We start from the raw sequence: 16,163 nt of genomic DNA, 5'->3' as shown, positions 1-16,163 counted from the left end.
GGTGCTCTAACCAACTGAGCTATGGACGCATTCTTTAATATCTTCGCTGACAACGGGGACGAATATTAACGATCCGAACCGACTCTTGCAAGGGGAAAAACACATTTTCTTGTCCGACTGCTCGTATTTAATGCTATCGGACTGAAAACTGTGCATTTCCCCCGTCAAAAAGCCGTTAACGACCGGCGCGTTGCAGGATAAAACTGTCCGGCTGTTTCTGTAACCACAGGATCCGGCATGCCATACCGATGGCTGCGGCGGTTAATCCGATGATAAAACCGATCCAGAACCCGGCAGGGCCCATCGCCGGTACCACCAGATCTGTCAGTCCGAGAATATAACCGGACGGCAGGCCGAGGATCCAGTAAGCCGTAAAGGTGACATAGAAGATGGCGCGCGTGTCTTTATAACCGCGCAGCACACCGGCACCGATTACCTGAACGGAATCCGACAGCTGATAAATACCGGCAAACAGCATCAGGCCGGAGGCCATAATCACTACTTCCGGATTGTCGTTATACAGCAGCGCGATAGGTTCACGGAACAGCACAGTAAAGAGCGCCGTCACCGCCGCGATCATCAGCCCGACACCCAGCCCGGTATAGGCGGATACACGCGCTTTCTCCGTGGAACTTTTTCCGAGGTTAAAGCCGATACGGATAGTGGTGGCGATCCCCAGTGAAATCGGGAACATAAACATCAGCGAGCTGAAGTTCAGGGCAATCTGATGTCCGGCCACCGCCGTCACACCTAGTGGCGCAACCAGCAGGGCAACAATGGCAAACAGCGTGACCTCAAAGAACAGCGCCAGAGCGATTGGGAGACCGAGCTGCGTGATCCGTTTCATTACCGCCCAGTCCGGCGGGGTAAAGCGGCTCTTCGGCTGCACATCACGCTGCGAACGGGCATGTTTCACATACCAGCGCATAAACAGGAACATTGCCCAGAATACGGAAGCGGTCGCGACACCACACCCGACACCGCCGAGAGCAGGCGCGCCGAATTTCCCGTAAATAAAGATATAGTTGACCGGGATATTCACCAGCAGGCCGAGAAAACCAATTACCATCCCCGGTTTGGTTTTCGACAGTCCTTCACACTGGCTGCGCAGCACCTGATAAAACAGGTAACCCGGTGCCCCCCACATAATAGCGTGGGTGAATCCGACGGCTTTTTCAGCCAGGACCGGGTCAATATGCGGCATATTTTCAATAATGTAGCGGCTGTTATAGAGCACCGCGATGACCAGGACGGATAAAAATGCCGCCAGCCACATACCCTGGCGGATCTGATTGGCAATCAGCGGACGGCGGCCGGAGCCGTTGAACTGCGCGACCACCGGGGTCAGCGCCATCAGCAGACCGTGGCCGAACAGGATAGCGGGCAGCCAGATGGAGGTACCGACAGCCACGGCGGACATATCTGTCGCACTGACTCTGCCGGCCATCACAGTGTCAACCACGCCCATCGCTGTCTGTGTAAACTGCGCGATAATAACGGGAATACCAAGAGCCAGCAAAGTACGCGCTTCTTTCAAATACTTCTGCACGTAATACACCTTATTTATTCTGATAAAAGGAGGAGGAAAGACTTTCCGGGATTCGTAACACATTTACCGGATCAGGCGGAAAAATCATTCTAGCGATTAATCAAATACAAGCCAATACAATTAAATGTGCGGGATGTAACGGGAAGGGCTGTTTAATTCTCTGTTTCAGGATAAACTGCATAAATCTATCCGAATACTGACTGGAGATCCGCATGTTTACCGGGATTGTACAAGGCAAAGGCCCCGTCGTCGCCATCGAAGAAAAAGAAAACTTTCGTACTCACACTGTGAAATTCCCGCCTGATATGCTGGCCGGGATAGAAACGGGCGCATCAGTGGCACATAACGGCTGTTGCCTGACAGTCACAAAAATAGACGGGGATTTAATCAGTTTTGATCTGGTTAAGGAAACCTTAAGACTAACCAATCTCGGCAGCATTAAAACCGGAGATGTGGTCAATCTGGAAAGAGCCGCTAAATACGGTGATGAAATCGGCGGGCATATTATGTCCGGTCATATTGTCACCACGGCGGAAATTGCCAAAATCTTTGTCTCTGAAAATAATTATCAGATCTGGCTGCGCATCGAAGATAAAGCCCTGATGAAATATATCCTGCATAAAGGCTTTGTCGGCATTGACGGTATCAGCCTGACTATCGGGGATGTGGTCAATAACCGTTTCTGTGTGCATCTGATTCCGGAAACCCGTGAGCGCACCACGCTGGGTAAAAAACGGCTGGGCGATAAAGTGAATATTGAGCTGGATCCGCAGACGCAGGCGATTGTTGATACCACCGAGCGGGTGCTGGCGCAGAAAATGCAGCAGTTGCAGGAAAGCCTGACGCCGCCGGCGCCGACGGAAAAACCACAGGCCTGACTTTATTGAGATAAAAAAATCCGGTACTGATTTTTGTCAGACCGGATTTTTTATTGCGGATATGATATTCAGCGCGGAACGCGTAATCCGCCCTCACAACCCTGCGGGCTCCATAATATCTGCCATAGCTGGATATCACGGGCACGGAATGCACCGGCACAGGCGTTGAGATAATAGGTGAACATCCGCTTAAAGCGCGGTGTGTAATTATTTTCCAGTGACGGCCAGGCTGCCTGAAAACGGGAATGCCATGCCATCAGTGTCCGGTCATAATCAGCCCCGAAATTATGCCAGTCTTCCATTACTAATTTATTTTCACTGCTGTCACCGATATTCTGCACAGACGGCAGACAACCGTTCGGGAAAATATATTTTCCGATCCAGGCATCCACATTCACTTTATTGCGGTTTGAACCGATGGTGTGCAGTAAAAATAAGCCGTCCGGTTTCAGATTGCGTTTGACCACATCAAAATAGGTGGCGTAATTTTTCGGCCCGACGTGCTCAAACATCCCGACAGACACAATCCGGTCATATTGCTCATGCAAATCGCGGTAATCCTCCAGGATAATATTTACGTCAAGATCCGCACAACGCGCCTGAGCATATTTTTGCTGCTCAGCGGAAATGGTCACACCGGTCACCGACACACCGAAATGTTTCGCAGCATACGCCGCCAGTCCGCCCCAGCCGCAGCCGATATCCAGCAGTTGCATACCCGGTTTCAGCTGTAATTTTTCACAGATGAGATGCAGTTTCTGTTCCTGCGCCTTCGCCAGATTGGCGGGGTCATCACTGAGACCTTTCCAGTAGCCGCAGGAATACTGCATATACGGGTCGAGCATCAGCTCAAACAGGTCATTACCCAGATCATAATGTTCTTCGCCGACAATCCGCGCCCGTTTTTTGGTTTGCAGATTACGCAGACGAGCCATGGCGATTTTTATAATATCGTTGATATTCTGCGGCAGTTTATTTTCCAGCCCGGCGCGTAACACCCGCTGAAAGAAAATATCTAACCGCTCACAGTCCCACCAGCCATCCATATAGCTTTCACCCAGTCCCATAGAGCCCTGCTGCAAGACCCGTTTAAAGAACTGCTGGTTATGCACCTGAATATCGAAAGGGCGGGAACCATTAATCTCAATGCCGGCTTCGTCTAAAAGATCGGAGGCAATCCGCTGCCAGGAGTCGGCAGGCGTTTTTTGATTTTCGACACAATCAGAACTCATATTATCTCCAATTTTTATCAAAGCGGGATTCTGAGTGCTTTATTTATGACGTTTTGCGCGGGAACAACAGAACCGGTGTAATTGGCCGTCATCGGGTGACAGTCTGCGTATTAACGTGATCGTTAAAACAAAAACAAAGCTCAAAATCCGGATTTAAAACGAATTGTCAGAAAAGTATAGGAGCCTGAAATTAAAATTCAATGACAAAAAAGGCCGTACCTGAGTACGGCCTGTAATTAGGAATATTCTTAATAGGAGGTGCAATCTATTGATTTTGTTCCGCAATAGTCACGGAGGTGCGCGAAGGGCGGCGCTGGATAATATAACCGCCGATGGTCAGTATCACCGTTGCCGCCATCACTGCTGTGGTGGAGAGCAGTGGCTCATGCATCAGGGCAGAAACGAGGAAACTGATCGCGGAGCATAAACCGAGCTGAATGGCATTCTGTAATGCTGCTGCTTTACCGCTGTGTTCCGGGTAAACCGCCAGGGCGTTTGATACCGCAATCGGGTAAGACGCGCCATTCATTGCTGCCATAAAGCAGAACGGGATCAGGATCGCCACCAGTGACGGGTTACCGAATTTTGCCATAGCATACAGGCCCACCATACTGACGGCGTAACCGGCCAGCAGGAACGGTAATAATGTTTTGCCGTTCATCCGCGACAACAGGGCACGGCAGCCGTAGCCCCCGACCATAAAGGCGATAGTCTGCGGAATGTAGCTCAGACCGATATCATTCGGGTTATAACCCATATCGCGCAGAATAAACGGCGAACCGGTCAGCCAGGCAAAGAAACCGGCGCTGCACGCGGCATAAATCAGCACGTTACCGCTGTAAACCGGGGATTTCAGCAGACGGAAGAAGGAAATTTTCTGTTTTTCCGTTTTGACCGCATCCGGCGCGATATGATGCTTTTCTTTCAGCATCAGGGTCGGGATCAGCACCAGCAGGGTGATACCGCCGAGCACGAGGAAAATTTCATGCCAGCCGCCGTGGTTGAGCAGCCATGCGCCCAGTAACGGTGCCAGTGCCGGAGAGAGTGCCACCAGCGGCATAATTGCGGCGAAAACACGCTGTGCGCGGTGATCGTCATAACGGTCGATAACCAGCGCCTGCCAGGTGACAGCGGCAGAGCAGACACTGACGGCCTGTACAAAACGCAGTAATAATAACTGGGCAGGGGTGGAAACCCAGACCATGGCCAGACAGCTCAGGGCAAACAGGCTCAGGCCCATCAGCAGAACCGGCTTACGGCCGATTTTATCGGAGAGCGGTCCCCATAACAGCTGACCGATGGCAAAACCGACCAGGAAGATACTCAGACTGGCGCTGATTGCGCTGGCTGTGGAGTTCAGAGAGTCCTGCATCATACCGAATGCAGGCAGATACATATCAATCGCGAGATAACCCAGCATGCTGAGTCCGGCGAGATAAAAGAGAAAGCCGCGGGAAGGCGATTTATTGACAGTCACAGAGAAATACCTGAATGTTAAATAAGTGTAATGCGTGAGTTAGTATTTTAACTATTCGAGTTTTCCCTTGTAAAACGTTATTATTTGCACACTGCTGTGAAATTTTTTGAAAGGAAGGATTATGTGGTCAGAATATACGCTGGATGTGGTGGATGCTGTGGCGCGGACAGGCAGTTTCAGTGCGGCGGCAGAGGAACTGCACCGGGTGCCTTCTGCCATCAGCTACAGTGTCCGCCAGCTGGAAGAGTGGCTGGCGGTTCCGCTGTTTGAACGGCGTCACCGCGACGTTGAACTGACACCCGCCGGGGCGCTGTTTGTCAAAGAAGCGCGTGATGTCATCAAAAAAATGAAATCCACACGTCATCAGTGTCAGATGATAGCCAACGGCTGGCGCGGACAATTCAGCATCGCCGTTGACTGTATCGTAAAACCGGAACGGATAACGCGACTTCTGCTGGATTTTTATCATCATTTCCCGGATATCGAGTTGTATATTTACCCGGAAGTATTTAACGGGGTGTGGGATGCGCTGGTGGACAGACGGGTGGACGTGGCAATCGGTGCGACACGCGCATCTCCTATCGGTGAGCGCTACAATTTCCGCGATATGGGCTTTATGCCGTGGCGTGCGGTAGTCAGTCCGGATCATCCGCTGGCCTCTGCCGGTCATGTCCTGACCAATGAGGAGATGGTGCCGTACCCGAGTTTGTGTCTGGAAGATACCTCACGTTCTCTGCCGAAACGCGATACGTGGGCACTGGATAATCAGCGCCGCCTGGTGGTGCCGGACTGGGATCGCGGGATTGCCTGTGTGGAATCGGGATTGTGTGTGGCAATGATGCCGGCACACCGCGCCGATCCGCTGATTAAAGAGGGGCGGCTGACAGCGCTGAAGATAGAGCAGCCGTTGCCGGACAGCCCGTGCTGTATCACCTGGGTAGATAAAGATACCTCTCCGGCACTGAGCTGGCTGCTCGATTATCTCGGGGACAGCAACACGCTCAATGCCGAATGGCTGCGCTGATCCTCAGCGGCGGTAATCGATAAACGGACCATCCGCCACGGAGCGGCGCTCGACCAGGCGCGGATGCACCTCAATGGTCTGCGCATCTTCGCGTTTGTTGACGATGCGGTCGAGCAGCATGGTCAGTGCCATTTGTCCCAGCCGCTCTTTCGGCTGGTGGATGGTGGTCAGGGCAGGGGTAAAGTAACGGGCGTTACGGATATTGTCATACCCGATCACAGAAATATCCTGCGGCACGCGCAGACCCATTTCATCAGCCGCGCAAATTGCGCCCATCGCCATAGCATCACCGCCGCAGAATACCGCGGTCGGGCGCTGTTTGCCGGATAAAATCTGTGTCATGGCCTGATAACCGGAATCCGGTTCAAAATCGCCCTGGACAATCCATTCATCGCGTACCGTAATTCCTGCTTCTTTCATGGCTTTGCGGAATCCTTCCAGACGGTTGCCGCCGGTGTTCCGCTCAAGCGGCCCCGGAATAACCGCGATATCACGGTGTCCGCGTTCAATCAGATAACGGCCGGCGAGATAACCGCCGTGCAGGGCGTTATCAATGATCGCATCGGTGAAATCCCCGCGCGCTTTGCCCCAGTCCATCACCACCATCGGGATATTGCGGTAGCCTTCCAGCATGGCAATCAGCTGATCCGGGTACTCTGAACACATCACCAGCAGACCATCGACACGTTTCTGTGCCAGCATCGCCAGGTAGGCTTTCTGTTTGTCAGGATTATTGTGAGAGTTGCACAGCACCAGGGTATACCCTTTGCTGTAGCAGCTGTTTTCCACCGCCTCAATCACTTCCGCAAAATACGGCGCTTCACTGGAGGTGGCCAGCAGCCCGATGGACTTGGTGTTATTGACTTTCAGACTGCGCGCCACGGCGCTCGGTGAATAGTGCAGTTCTTTGATAGCAGCCCAGACAGCCGCCTTCGTTTCTTCCGCAACGAAACGGGTATTATTAATGACATGGGAGACGGTTGTGGTGGAGACGCCCGAGCGCTTAGCCACATCTTTAATCGTTGCCATGATGAAAACAACTCCTGACCTGCCGGTCTGTATTTTATTATTCGGTTAATCGATTGCTATTATAGTGCCATTATGCGGTAACAATAGAAAAATTTCTGTAAAAACAGGCATTGTTGTCTGATCAGGGTCAAAAGTAAAAAATATTACCTGTGCTATGGTTATTGATATGGTCAGCTATTCGGGTTTTCCGGTCAGACCATCCGTTTTAATTATTTTGATGATTCAGGATGTCAGGTAGTCATCATTGGTCACTAAGCAGCTATTTTGGAGATAAGAATGGATACAGATCTGAAATATGGTTTGTCAACCGCGGTTGCAGCACTGGTTATGATCGTATTATTTGCAACAATGCTTTTCTGATTCACCTCATCAATACAAAAGGGCGGAAGATTCCGCCCTTTTTTGATCAACTGTATTGTGTTTCCGGATGATGTATTTCCGGATTACGCCAGGTTTTCTTCCGCAAATTTCCAGTTCACTAATGCCCAGAAGTTTTCCAGGTATTTAGGACGGGCATTACGGTAGTCGATATAATAAGCGTGTTCCCAGACATCAACAGTTAAGATTGGTTTGTCGTTACCGCTGACCGGGGTTGCCGCGTTAGAGGTATTGACGATAGCCAGGCTGCCGTCTGCTTTTTTCACCAGCCATGTCCAGCCGGAACCGAAGTTTTTCACTGCGGAATCGGTAAACTGCTGTTTGAATTCGGCAAATGAACCGAACGCTTTGTTAATCGCGTCAGCAATTTTACCGGTTGGTTCGCCACCGGCATTTGGTGCCAGGCAGTGCCAGTAGAACGTGTGGTTCCAGACCTGAGCAGCGTTATTGAAGATACCGGCATCAGAGGTTTTGATAATCTCTTCCAGTGATTTACCTTCAAATGCGGTGCCTTTGATCAGGTTATTCAGATTAACCACATAGGTGTTGTGGTGTTTGCCGTAGTGGTATTCCAGTGTTTCTTCAGAAATATAGGGCGCTAATGCATTTTTTGCATAAGGCAGTGCAGGTAATTCAAACGACATTGCATTCTCCTTGTTAAGGTTAAATCAGTAACCTCGTCACAGACGGGTTACTGTTATTATTCTGCGAATTATCTTAACAAGTTTTGTCATAAAAAACAGCGTGAAATACCGGGGTGATGTTATTCACATGGTGAAAGACAAAATCGCCCACAAAATGATATCCGTCACAATAAAGGCGATAAGCAGGGTGTACAGCTTATGGCGGCAGATCCAGTTATAATAGCGTTTCATTCTGTCTTCCCCGTATGACTGCGGAATCTTAAATATAACGGGTTTACCGGCTGAAATCCGCGCAAATTTAACAATTTTACAGAAAGCGTGACAACGACCGCCGTTTGTCAACCGGCCGCAGACCCTTTACAATCTCCGCTATGACAAAAGTACAAGAATGATCACGATGCTGGCAGACTATATTTCCCGCGCGATACAAAACCATACTGATTGTAATGTTATTTGTGACCATTATCAGAAAGATGAGCTCTCTGAAGTGATCCGGCGTGTCCGCAAATGGCAGTTCCGCGATGGTATTGAGCTGATGTGCAGTGAAGAGATAGAAACTACCGTGCAGACCGGTGACGAACAGTGCCCGGAACAGTGGATTGTCTGGACGGTCACGGGGGATAAAGCGAAAACAATTTCTCCGCGGCACAAAGAATTTTTCAGTCTGTGCCAGCAGGGTTACTGGCTGAAAATGCAGCTGGCCTGACGTGCCGGATACAATCCTGAAAATTACCGGTATAATTACCTGCAATATTAAACTGATTCAGAAAAGACAATGACAAAACTCACATTACAAGAGCAGATGCTGAAAGCCGGACTGGTGACCAGCAAAAAAATGGATAAAGTCCGCAGAACAGCAAAAAAATCACGCGTTCAGGCCCGTGAGGCCAGAGAAGCGGTGGAAGAGAATAAAAAAGCGCAGCTTGAGCGTGATAAACAGCTGAGTGAGCAGCAAAAACAGGCTGTTTTATCCAGAGAATATAAAGCTCAGGTGAAGCAGCTGATTGAAATGAACCGGATCATTATTTCAAAAGGCAGCATTGATTTTAATTTCACCGACAACAACGTGATTAAAAGCATTGCCGTGGACAAAACCACACAGTCTCAGCTGATCAGCGGCCGTCTGGCGATAGCCCGGTTAAGCACGGAAAACAGCAGTGTGAGTGAATATGCCATTATCCCGGCGGTTGTTGCAGATAAAATCACACAGCGTGATGCGGAAAGCATTGTGTTAAATAATGCGCTGGCGCAGGACGAAGTGGATGAAGACGATCCGTATGCTGATTTTAAAATCCCGGATGATTTGATGTGGTGATCCGCATCTGCCTGCTTCCCTGTTCAGAACGGACAGGGACTGCGGGCATTAACCGGTTCGCCGCTGACCGGATGCACAAAATCCAGTTCCCCGGCGTGCAGCATCAGCCGCGGAATATTTCCGGTGCCCGGCAATAGTTTCCCGCCATAGAGATCACACCCTAAAATCGGATGGCCCAGATACTGACAATGAATGCGGAGCTGATGCGTGCGGCCGGTTTCCGGTGTCAGTGCCACCCTGGTGACCGGCAGAGAGAGCCCGTCCTCAGTTTCATAATAAAAGCGCTCAGTCACCTGATAATGTGAACGGGCCGGTTTCCCCCGGACAGCACATATCGTCATGCGCGGAAACAACGCCGGATCTTTGGTAATCGCCGCATCAATTATTCCTTCATTCTCATTTAGATGCCCGCACAGCAGAGCATTGTAGCCTTTCTCCACAGTCCGTTCACTGAACTGACGGCAAAGCGCGGCATTAATGGCTTTGTTACGGGCTACCAGCAGCAGCCCGGATGTGCCGAAATCCAGCCGGTGTACCAGTGTGCAGCCGGGAAACAGCTGTACCAGCCGGTAATGCACGGAATCCAGATTCTGCGGATTCTTTCCCGACAGACTGAGCAGCCCTGCAGGTTTGTTAATCAGCAGCAGGTGCTCATCCTGATAAAGAATGTCAATCTGCTCCGGGCACGGCGGGGCGATAAAGGTATCGGTAATGTCAGACATCGGGTTATCCGGGTAAAAAGCGGAAGGGGATGATAACCAATTTTCAGTACAGTGGCGAATCATGTTGTCCGGTTATCCTATTGCGTAATTTTGCGGAATGATCAACGCTTACCATTAGTATTAATACGCAGAGGTTGTGTTATGCGCAGATTTACACAGGTATGCAATGCTGTATTGGTTATCACCGGACTTTTAGCGGTGCCGCTTTCATCTTATGCTGACCCGGGAAACGGCAAAGGGCATGGCAATCCTCACGGACAGTCCAAAAAACAAGGACATAAAGGCAACGGAAAAGAGAGCAGGGAGTTTGCGGATTCCGGCAACGGGATATCGCTGACACTGACTTACGGAGATGCGCGGAGAATTGCACTGGGAAGCGGATTGACCGGATACAGTGCGTTGCCGCCGGGAATAGCCAAAAATCTGGCCAGAGGGAAACCACTGCCGCCGGGTATTGCAAAGAAAGCGGTTCCTGCCTCTATGCTTGAGCAATTACCACATTATCCGGGATATGAATGGCGTATCGCCGGTAACGATTTAGTACTTATTGCGGTGAGTACCGCAATTGTCACATCAATTATTAATAATGTTTTTGATTAAGATATTAGCTTTATAGTTATAACGCCCCATAATGATGCGGGGCGTTATTTATATATGTTTATCTCATGCCGGACGGGTAAAGGCCAGCAGGGCGCCGACCAGCATAAATAATGATCCGAACACTTTATTCATGGCGCGGGTCTGTGCCGGGCTCTTGATAAACACCGCGATTTGCCGTGCCAGTACGGCATACCCTGTCATGACAATAATATCAGCGGCAACGGTGGTGACGCCCAGAATCAGATACTGCATCAGTTGGGGCTGGTGCGGCATAATAAACTGCGGAAACAGCGCCGCGAGAAAAACAATGCTTTTGGGGTTCGAGATATTCACCAGTACGCCATTCTGATACAGCTTTTTGCGTGACAGCGTTGCCGCCTGTGCACTCAGCTCAATAGTTCCCGCTGCCCGCCACTGGCGGATCCCCAGCCAGATAAGATAGGCCGCTCCTGCCCATTTCAGTATTTCAAAAGCAAGAACCGATTGTGACAACAATGTCCCCAGCCCGACACCGACCAGTATAATCAGCATCATCAGGCCGGTCTGCAACCCGGCAATGGCCGCAATCGCGCCCCGGTAGCCGTGATTGACGGACGTCGTCATGCTGTTAATGGCACCTGCGCCGGGAGACAGACTGACAATTACGGATGTCATCAGATAGGCAAACCACCACTCAAAGGTCATTTTCAGCTCATCAGATTGTTAACAGAATATAAAGTGCGGATTATGGCATCATTGCGTAAGATAAAAAATGACGGAGGTCTTGTTTATCAGAGGAAAATACCGTAACTAACAGATGTAATGATCGGTTTTGACCGGGGGGGGTTCAGCTGAAAATACACCGGATTGATCTCTCTGACCGATTTTAACAGTATGTTAAAACCAATATCGCTTTGCAGTGAAAAGTGGTATTCTGCGGGTAAGTTAACACCGGTACTAACCGATCTGAAGTGAAGGACGTTTTACATGACGACGACTATTGAAAAAATCGAACGCCAGATTAAAGAAAACCCGATTCTGCTGTATATGAAGGGCTCACCGAAGCTGCCGAGCTGCGGTTTTTCCGCGCAGGCTGTGCAGGCGCTGGCTGCCTGTGAAGAGCGTTTTGCTTATGTGGATATTCTGCAGAATCCGGATATCCGCGCTGAATTACCAAAATACGCTAACTGGCCGACGTTCCCGCAACTGTGGGTTGACGGTGAGCTGGTCGGCGGCTGTGATATCATTATGGAAATGTTCCAGCGCGGTGAATTACAGCCACTGATTAAAGAAACCGCAGCAAAATACCGGACTGAAAACGAAGAATAATCACGTCCCGTACTGTTTAGAAAAGCCCTGCAGTGTCACCGCTGCGGGGCTTTTGCTTTTCTGATGGCGGTGAAATGAAAGTTGTCCGGGCGGTTATTTTCTAGAGTGGGGGCGTTAATTACACAGAAAGGAAAAAAAATGCAGCCAACATCAGCAGGACAAAATGTTATTTTAACCGGGTATATTTCATACAGCGGGCCGGGACCTGCGCTTGGTACACTGACTGAAGATACGGCAGCAAGAGTCCCCGGGCTGGCTGAGCGATTCAGCGGCATTTGCAACAGCGTGGCAGATTTTTTTATGTCAGCAAAAGGGAAAGTGAATAACTCACTGCATCAGTTAGGTGACCGGATAAAAAATATCTCTTTCTGTTGCGAAAAAACGGAAATACGAGCGGAAACGCCGCCCCCGCCTGTGCAGATTCCGTTGTTTTCTCAGATTTTACTTGAGTCAGCAAAAGAATGTCTGCCAAAGCATCTGGATATACTGGCAGGTAAACTTGAGAATAACGAACCTCTGCAACCGGACATGCTGGTAAGTATCTCTGGTGGTCCGCTGAGGGGGGTTATTACCCAGCTCAGCTCCATAAACGGGAAAATATATGAACCGGGTTCTGAAGGTATCCGTGAAGAATCGGGAAATCTGCTGAGAAAGGAAGTGGCGCAGGGGGAATTCTCTCAGCTTGGCAGTATCGCTGATTTGGGCAAAGCAAAAGAGTATCTTGCCAGACCGGGATTTGAAGCGATATTCCGTGAAAGTGTTGGTCAGGTGATATCCGAAATCCGCGGGAAAATCCTTCCGGAACTGATGAAACTTTAATCAGCGGATATATTGCCCGCATTAATGACAATATAGCGAAAAACGCCACCCTGACGGTGGCGTTTTCTCACTGATTACTGTCTGCCGCCGGCGGCCAGCCGCCCAGTTTCTTCCAGCGGTTGACGATGTCACAAAAGAGCAGGGAGGTACGGTCGGTATCATAAGCCGCACCGTGGGCTTTTTTGCTGTCGAACGGGATACCTGCGGTGATACAGGCTTTTGCCAGAATGGTCTGGCCCAGAGACAGTCCGCTTAATGCGGCGGTATCAAAGGTGGCAAACGGATGAAACGGATTGCGTTTCAGTCCGCAGCGTTCTGCCGCTGCCATCACAAAGCTGTGATCAAAATTTGCATTGTGCGCCACGATAATCGCCCGCTTGCAATCCGCATCTTTCATGCCTTTGCGGACCATTTTGAAAATGGCATGCAGCGCTTCATATTCTGTTACCGCATTACGCTCCGGGTCGGCCGGATTAATACCGGTAAATGCCAGAGCGGCGGGATCAAGGTTTGCACCCTCAAAAGGCTGCACATTAAATTCAAGCCGCTGATCCGGCATCAGCCAGCCGTTGTTATCCATTTTGACGGTAATGGCGGCAATTTCCAGCATCCCGTCCGTTCTGGCATTAAAACCGCCGGTTTCAACATCAATAACGACAGGATAATAGCCGCGGAAACGTGCGCTCAGAGTATTGTGATTTTGATTTTCAGACATGGGACTCTTAATTAAACAAACAAAACGCACTATTCTAGCGCGGCTTGCCGGAGGGAGAAAGGGCTGAGCCGGAAAAGAAGGATCGTTCTGATCCTTCTTACGGAGTCACTCAGTTACCGAGAGCAGCCCCGGCACTTTTATTTTCAATTAATTCAATCTTATAGCCGTCCGGGTCTTCCACAAACGCGATAATAGTGGTACCGCCCTTAACCGGACCGGCTTCACGGGTCACATTCCCGCCCGCCTTGCGGATAGCATCACAGGTCGCCGCGACATCATCCACGCCGAGTGCGATATGGCCGAATGCCGTTCCCATCTCATAGGAATCCGTGCCCCAGTTATACGTCAATTCGATAACAGAGCCTTCACTTTCGTCACTGTAACCCACGAAAGCCAGAGAATATTTATATTCCGGGTTTTCACTGGTGCGCAGTAAACGCATGCCGAGAACCTTAGTGTAAAAATCGACAGAACGTTGCATATCACCCACGCGGAGCATGGTATGGAGTACACGCATAAAGTAACCTCTCAGAGTGCTTTCAGTTATTTATCAGTAATGGCTCACACTATAACGTGATAATTGACTACAATTCAAATTATCAGGATGCTGATGGTTACAGGATAACCATTACCTGTCCGGCAGGGCATCAGACAAAAGGACATCAGCCGATGGCAGAACAACTTCACTTTTTTGATATCCCTTCACCTTGTGTGGGGATATGTCAGCTGAATGAAAAAGGCTACTGCCGGGGATGCTACCGGAGCCGTGATGAGCGTTTTCAGTGGCTGTCACTGAGTAACGCACAAAAAGAAAATGTGATTCGGCTGTGCCGTCAGCGTCGTTACAGAGCCGCAAAAGGGGACTCACCACCGGAAGCGCCATCCGGACAGCTGGATTTATTTTAAATAAATAATTATAAATCTATATATTAGACATGAATTAATGTATGGATGTTATTTAGCACAAAGGATTTATGTTGCAGATAAATAATATTTTTAAGTTCATCTTTATTTATAATCAAGAATGAAATTATATAAATTAAATATAAAATTACCGCCTTATCCATCATGGCGATGATGTTTAATTAACTCACTGTTTAATATTGAAAATATCATATATCAATTATTTTTTGTTAAAAATAAAATGGTGGTTATGTAAAAAAATATAGATCCGTTCAGTGATGATCGCTATTCTTAATGTGAAACAAGTTCATCAGCTTAATCAATTAAATTTGTATAAAAAGCTAATTATTTCGTGCCTATTAAATTGACTATGACATAAGCATGAACTGTTTTTGTCACACAGCAATATTGCGTCCGCTGTTAATAAACACCGCAGCGCTGCGCTTCTTTTTTCGGGTGATTGAAAGACATGATGGCGTGTATATGCGTCCGTACCGTATTCACATAAGGAGAAATTTGTGGAGTTAACATTGGGATCAGACTTAGCGAGGTTAGTGCGGATTTGGCGATCACTGATTGACCACCGGCTCAAACCACTGAAACTCACACAGACACACTGGATTACACTCTACAATATCAGCCTGCTGCCGCCGGATCAGTCTCAGATTCAGCTGGCAAAAGCGATTGGTATTGAACAGCCGTCGCTGGTCCGCACGCTGGATCAGCTGGAAGAAAAGCGGTTAATCACACGACATATCTGTATTAATGACCGCAGAGCGAAACGGATTAAACTGACGGAGGAATCAGAACCTTTTATTCGTGAGGTGGACGCGGTAATTGAAAAAACACGGCGTGAAATTCTGGGCGGGATCACGCAGGATGAATTATATACGCTGGCGGAGATTGTCAGAAAACTGGACAATAATATCGTACAGTTGCACAACCGTAACTGACGGCAGGTAATAAAAAAGGCGAAACAGTTGTTTCGCCTTTTGCCGGTAAACCGTGAAAATTAACGCGGAGATACGGTATAGGTTGAACCGGATTTCGCGATACGGACACGCTGACCGACGGAGAACGGGGTTTTACCTTGTTTCTGTACAACAACAATGATTTCGCCGTTATCCTGTTTCAGTTCCAGCTCAACACCGGAAGTGTTGTTCATTGCTGCCTGAACGTTCTGGCCTGCAACACCACCAGCAATTGCACCTGCTGCGGTAGCCAGGGTCTGACCGGTGCCGCCGCCGACAGTGCTGCCTAAAATACCACCCAGAATTGCACCACCGGCCGCACCGAGGATATTTTCGTCACTGCCGCCCTGGATAGTTACCGGACGGGCGCTCATCACTGTACCATAGGTAACGGTCTGAACACGTTTCGCCTGGTCTGCACTATAAGTGTCACCACTCAGTGTGTCCATATTCACACAACCGGAAAGGGCCACGACGGCAAATACACCGACGAGAAAACGCTTATACATACTTAACTCCTGATTATTGTATTCACAGATTCAGATGTGTTCATTATCTGTAGTGTAATATCTTATCTATTATCGCAGAATAATTTAGCA

At 49.2% G+C, this 16,163-nt stretch carries 20 protein-coding genes and 1 tRNA gene (1 of these 21 running past the window's edge); 10 read left to right on the top strand and 11 right to left on the bottom strand.

What is annotated here, in order from left to right; translation table 11 throughout:
• Positions 1-29 (bottom strand) — tRNA-Ser (locus HMPREF3119_RS12320); it reaches 46 nt to the left of the window's first position.
• A gap of 146 nt (positions 30-175) precedes the next feature.
• Positions 176-1,549 carry an MATE family efflux transporter gene (locus HMPREF3119_RS12315; protein WP_070579872.1) on the bottom strand — a complete coding sequence of 458 codons (1,374 nt, stop codon included), beginning with the start codon at positions 1,547-1,549 and terminating at the stop codon, positions 176-178.
• Positions 1,550-1,761: 212 nt separating this feature from the next.
• Between HMPREF3119_RS12315 and HMPREF3119_RS12310 the strand changes: the two genes are divergently transcribed.
• Positions 1,762-2,427, top strand: coding sequence for a riboflavin synthase (locus HMPREF3119_RS12310; RefSeq protein WP_004239096.1), 666 nt, complete (start codon positions 1,762-1,764; stop codon positions 2,425-2,427).
• A 68-nt stretch (positions 2,428-2,495) separates the two neighbouring features.
• Here HMPREF3119_RS12310 and cfa read toward each other — a convergent pair whose 3' ends face one another.
• Together cfa and punC are read right to left on the bottom strand one after the other, a co-directional pair.
• Positions 2,496-3,659 (bottom strand): cyclopropane fatty acyl phospholipid synthase, encoded by a 1,164-nt coding sequence (cfa, locus tag HMPREF3119_RS12305; RefSeq protein WP_004239097.1) that lies wholly within the window; start codon positions 3,657-3,659, stop codon positions 2,496-2,498.
• A gap of 265 nt (positions 3,660-3,924) precedes the next feature.
• Positions 3,925-5,136: a purine nucleoside transporter PunC gene (punC, locus tag HMPREF3119_RS12300; RefSeq protein ID WP_070579868.1), complete on the bottom strand. Its 1,212-nt coding sequence runs from the start codon at positions 5,134-5,136 to the stop codon at positions 3,925-3,927.
• A gap of 121 nt (positions 5,137-5,257) precedes the next feature.
• Between punC and punR the strand changes: the two genes are divergently transcribed.
• Positions 5,258-6,160 (top strand): DNA-binding transcriptional activator PunR, encoded by a 903-nt coding sequence (punR, locus tag HMPREF3119_RS12295; protein ID WP_004239099.1) that lies wholly within the window; start codon positions 5,258-5,260, stop codon positions 6,158-6,160.
• Positions 6,161-6,163: 3 nt separating this feature from the next.
• Here the strand turns inward: punR and purR are convergent, their stop codons facing one another.
• Positions 6,164-7,189 carry an HTH-type transcriptional repressor PurR gene (purR, locus tag HMPREF3119_RS12290; protein WP_004235455.1) on the bottom strand — a complete coding sequence of 342 codons (1,026 nt, stop codon included), beginning with the start codon at positions 7,187-7,189 and terminating at the stop codon, positions 6,164-6,166.
• 276 nt (positions 7,190-7,465) lie between these two features.
• On the opposite strand from purR, the gene HMPREF3119_RS20025 reads away from it, so the two are divergent.
• Positions 7,466-7,549 (top strand): cytochrome bd-I oxidase subunit CydH, encoded by an 84-nt coding sequence (locus tag HMPREF3119_RS20025; protein ID WP_108695365.1) that lies wholly within the window; start codon positions 7,466-7,468, stop codon positions 7,547-7,549.
• Between the two features lie 83 nt (positions 7,550-7,632).
• On the opposite strand, the gene sodB is transcribed toward HMPREF3119_RS20025, so the two are convergent.
• Positions 7,633-8,211 (bottom strand): superoxide dismutase [Fe], encoded by a 579-nt coding sequence (sodB, locus tag HMPREF3119_RS12285; RefSeq protein WP_004239101.1) that lies wholly within the window; start codon positions 8,209-8,211, stop codon positions 7,633-7,635.
• Between the two features lie 397 nt (positions 8,212-8,608).
• Between sodB and HMPREF3119_RS12275 the strand changes: the two genes are divergently transcribed.
• The gene (locus HMPREF3119_RS12275) at positions 8,609-8,917 is read left to right on the top strand and encodes a hypothetical protein (RefSeq protein ID WP_004239103.1); all 309 of its coding nucleotides are present in this window, start codon (positions 8,609-8,611) and stop codon (positions 8,915-8,917) included.
• Between the two features lie 69 nt (positions 8,918-8,986).
• On the top strand, positions 8,987-9,526 hold the full coding sequence (locus HMPREF3119_RS12270; protein WP_070579866.1) for a DUF2058 domain-containing protein: 540 nt from the start codon (positions 8,987-8,989) through the stop codon (positions 9,524-9,526).
• 23 nt (positions 9,527-9,549) lie between these two features.
• On the opposite strand, the gene HMPREF3119_RS12265 is transcribed toward HMPREF3119_RS12270, so the two are convergent.
• Positions 9,550-10,248, bottom strand: coding sequence for an RluA family pseudouridine synthase (locus tag HMPREF3119_RS12265; protein ID WP_036414976.1), 699 nt, complete (start codon positions 10,246-10,248; stop codon positions 9,550-9,552).
• Positions 10,249-10,389: 141 nt separating this feature from the next.
• On the opposite strand from HMPREF3119_RS12265, the gene HMPREF3119_RS12260 reads away from it, so the two are divergent.
• Positions 10,390-10,848 carry an anti-virulence regulator CigR family protein gene (locus tag HMPREF3119_RS12260; RefSeq protein ID WP_004239106.1) on the top strand — a complete coding sequence of 153 codons (459 nt, stop codon included), beginning with the start codon at positions 10,390-10,392 and terminating at the stop codon, positions 10,846-10,848.
• A gap of 63 nt (positions 10,849-10,911) precedes the next feature.
• Here the strand turns inward: HMPREF3119_RS12260 and rhtB are convergent, their stop codons facing one another.
• Positions 10,912-11,532 carry a homoserine/homoserine lactone efflux protein gene (gene rhtB / locus HMPREF3119_RS12255; RefSeq protein WP_036414975.1) on the bottom strand — a complete coding sequence of 207 codons (621 nt, stop codon included), beginning with the start codon at positions 11,530-11,532 and terminating at the stop codon, positions 10,912-10,914.
• Positions 11,533-11,814: 282 nt separating this feature from the next.
• Here rhtB and HMPREF3119_RS12250 point away from each other — a divergent pair, with 282 nt between their 5' ends.
• Positions 11,815-12,156, top strand: coding sequence for a Grx4 family monothiol glutaredoxin (locus HMPREF3119_RS12250; RefSeq protein WP_004235478.1), 342 nt, complete (start codon positions 11,815-11,817; stop codon positions 12,154-12,156).
• An 81-nt stretch (positions 12,157-12,237) separates the two neighbouring features.
• Positions 12,238-12,975, top strand: coding sequence for a hypothetical protein (locus HMPREF3119_RS12245; RefSeq protein ID WP_246829278.1), 738 nt, complete (start codon positions 12,238-12,240; stop codon positions 12,973-12,975).
• A 67-nt stretch (positions 12,976-13,042) separates the two neighbouring features.
• Here the strand turns inward: HMPREF3119_RS12245 and rnt are convergent, their stop codons facing one another.
• Together rnt and gloA are read right to left on the bottom strand one after the other, a co-directional pair.
• Complete coding sequence (rnt, locus tag HMPREF3119_RS12240) at positions 13,043-13,690, bottom strand: ribonuclease T (RefSeq protein WP_004235480.1); 648 nt, start codon at positions 13,688-13,690, stop codon at positions 13,043-13,045.
• Positions 13,691-13,799: 109 nt separating this feature from the next.
• The gene (gene gloA, locus HMPREF3119_RS12235) at positions 13,800-14,207 is read right to left on the bottom strand and encodes a lactoylglutathione lyase (protein ID WP_004235481.1); all 408 of its coding nucleotides are present in this window, start codon (positions 14,205-14,207) and stop codon (positions 13,800-13,802) included.
• 152 nt (positions 14,208-14,359) lie between these two features.
• On the opposite strand from gloA, the gene HMPREF3119_RS12230 reads away from it, so the two are divergent.
• Both HMPREF3119_RS12230 and slyA read left to right on the top strand, forming a co-directional pair.
• Entirely contained in the window at positions 14,360-14,596 is a 237-nt protein-coding gene (locus HMPREF3119_RS12230; protein ID WP_032098095.1) for a DUF1289 domain-containing protein, read from the top strand.
• 515 nt (positions 14,597-15,111) lie between these two features.
• The gene (slyA, locus tag HMPREF3119_RS12225; protein ID WP_015422751.1) at positions 15,112-15,546 is read left to right on the top strand and encodes a transcriptional regulator SlyA; all 435 of its coding nucleotides are present in this window, start codon (positions 15,112-15,114) and stop codon (positions 15,544-15,546) included.
• 59 nt (positions 15,547-15,605) lie between these two features.
• On the opposite strand, the gene HMPREF3119_RS12220 is transcribed toward slyA, so the two are convergent.
• A complete protein-coding gene (locus HMPREF3119_RS12220) occupies positions 15,606-16,073 on the bottom strand; it encodes an outer membrane lipoprotein (RefSeq protein WP_004235484.1) in 468 nt (155 codons plus the stop codon).
• Positions 16,074-16,163 lie beyond the last annotated feature (90 nt).

The sequence above is a fragment of the Morganella sp. HMSC11D09 genome (genome assembly GCF_001807955.1).
In the GTDB taxonomy this organism is placed as follows: domain Bacteria; phylum Pseudomonadota; class Gammaproteobacteria; order Enterobacterales; family Enterobacteriaceae; genus Morganella; species Morganella morganii.
This window is presented reverse-complemented; position numbering and strand designations above follow the sequence as displayed.

Bases quoted from the DNA above. Each gene is read 5' to 3' on its own strand.
- HMPREF3119_RS12310 (WP_004239096.1), top strand. From the start codon at position 1,762: ATGTTTACCGGGATTGTACAAGGCAAAGGCCCCGTCGTCGCCATCGAA.
- cfa (WP_004239097.1), bottom strand. From the start codon at position 3,659: ATGAGTTCTGATTGTGTCGAAAATCAAAAAACGCCTGCCGACTCCTGG.
- punR (WP_004239099.1), top strand. From the start codon at position 5,258: ATGTGGTCAGAATATACGCTGGATGTGGTGGATGCTGTGGCGCGGACA.
- purR (WP_004235455.1), bottom strand. From the start codon at position 7,189: ATGGCAACGATTAAAGATGTGGCTAAGCGCTCGGGCGTCTCCACCACA.
- HMPREF3119_RS20025 (WP_108695365.1), top strand. From the start codon at position 7,466: ATGGATACAGATCTGAAATATGGTTTGTCAACCGCGGTTGCAGCACTG.
- sodB (WP_004239101.1), bottom strand. From the start codon at position 8,211: ATGTCGTTTGAATTACCTGCACTGCCTTATGCAAAAAATGCATTAGCG.
- HMPREF3119_RS12275 (WP_004239103.1), top strand. From the start codon at position 8,609: ATGCTGGCAGACTATATTTCCCGCGCGATACAAAACCATACTGATTGT.
- HMPREF3119_RS12270 (WP_070579866.1), top strand. From the start codon at position 8,987: ATGACAAAACTCACATTACAAGAGCAGATGCTGAAAGCCGGACTGGTG.
- HMPREF3119_RS12265 (WP_036414976.1), bottom strand. From the start codon at position 10,248: ATGTCTGACATTACCGATACCTTTATCGCCCCGCCGTGCCCGGAGCAG.
- HMPREF3119_RS12260 (WP_004239106.1), top strand. From the start codon at position 10,390: ATGCGCAGATTTACACAGGTATGCAATGCTGTATTGGTTATCACCGGA.
- rhtB (WP_036414975.1), bottom strand. From the start codon at position 11,532: ATGACCTTTGAGTGGTGGTTTGCCTATCTGATGACATCCGTAATTGTC.
- HMPREF3119_RS12250 (WP_004235478.1), top strand. From the start codon at position 11,815: ATGACGACGACTATTGAAAAAATCGAACGCCAGATTAAAGAAAACCCG.
- rnt (WP_004235480.1), bottom strand. From the start codon at position 13,690: ATGTCTGAAAATCAAAATCACAATACTCTGAGCGCACGTTTCCGCGGC.
- gloA (WP_004235481.1), bottom strand. From the start codon at position 14,207: ATGCGTGTACTCCATACCATGCTCCGCGTGGGTGATATGCAACGTTCT.
- HMPREF3119_RS12230 (WP_032098095.1), top strand. From the start codon at position 14,360: ATGGCAGAACAACTTCACTTTTTTGATATCCCTTCACCTTGTGTGGGG.
- HMPREF3119_RS12220 (WP_004235484.1), bottom strand. From the start codon at position 16,073: ATGTATAAGCGTTTTCTCGTCGGTGTATTTGCCGTCGTGGCCCTTTCC.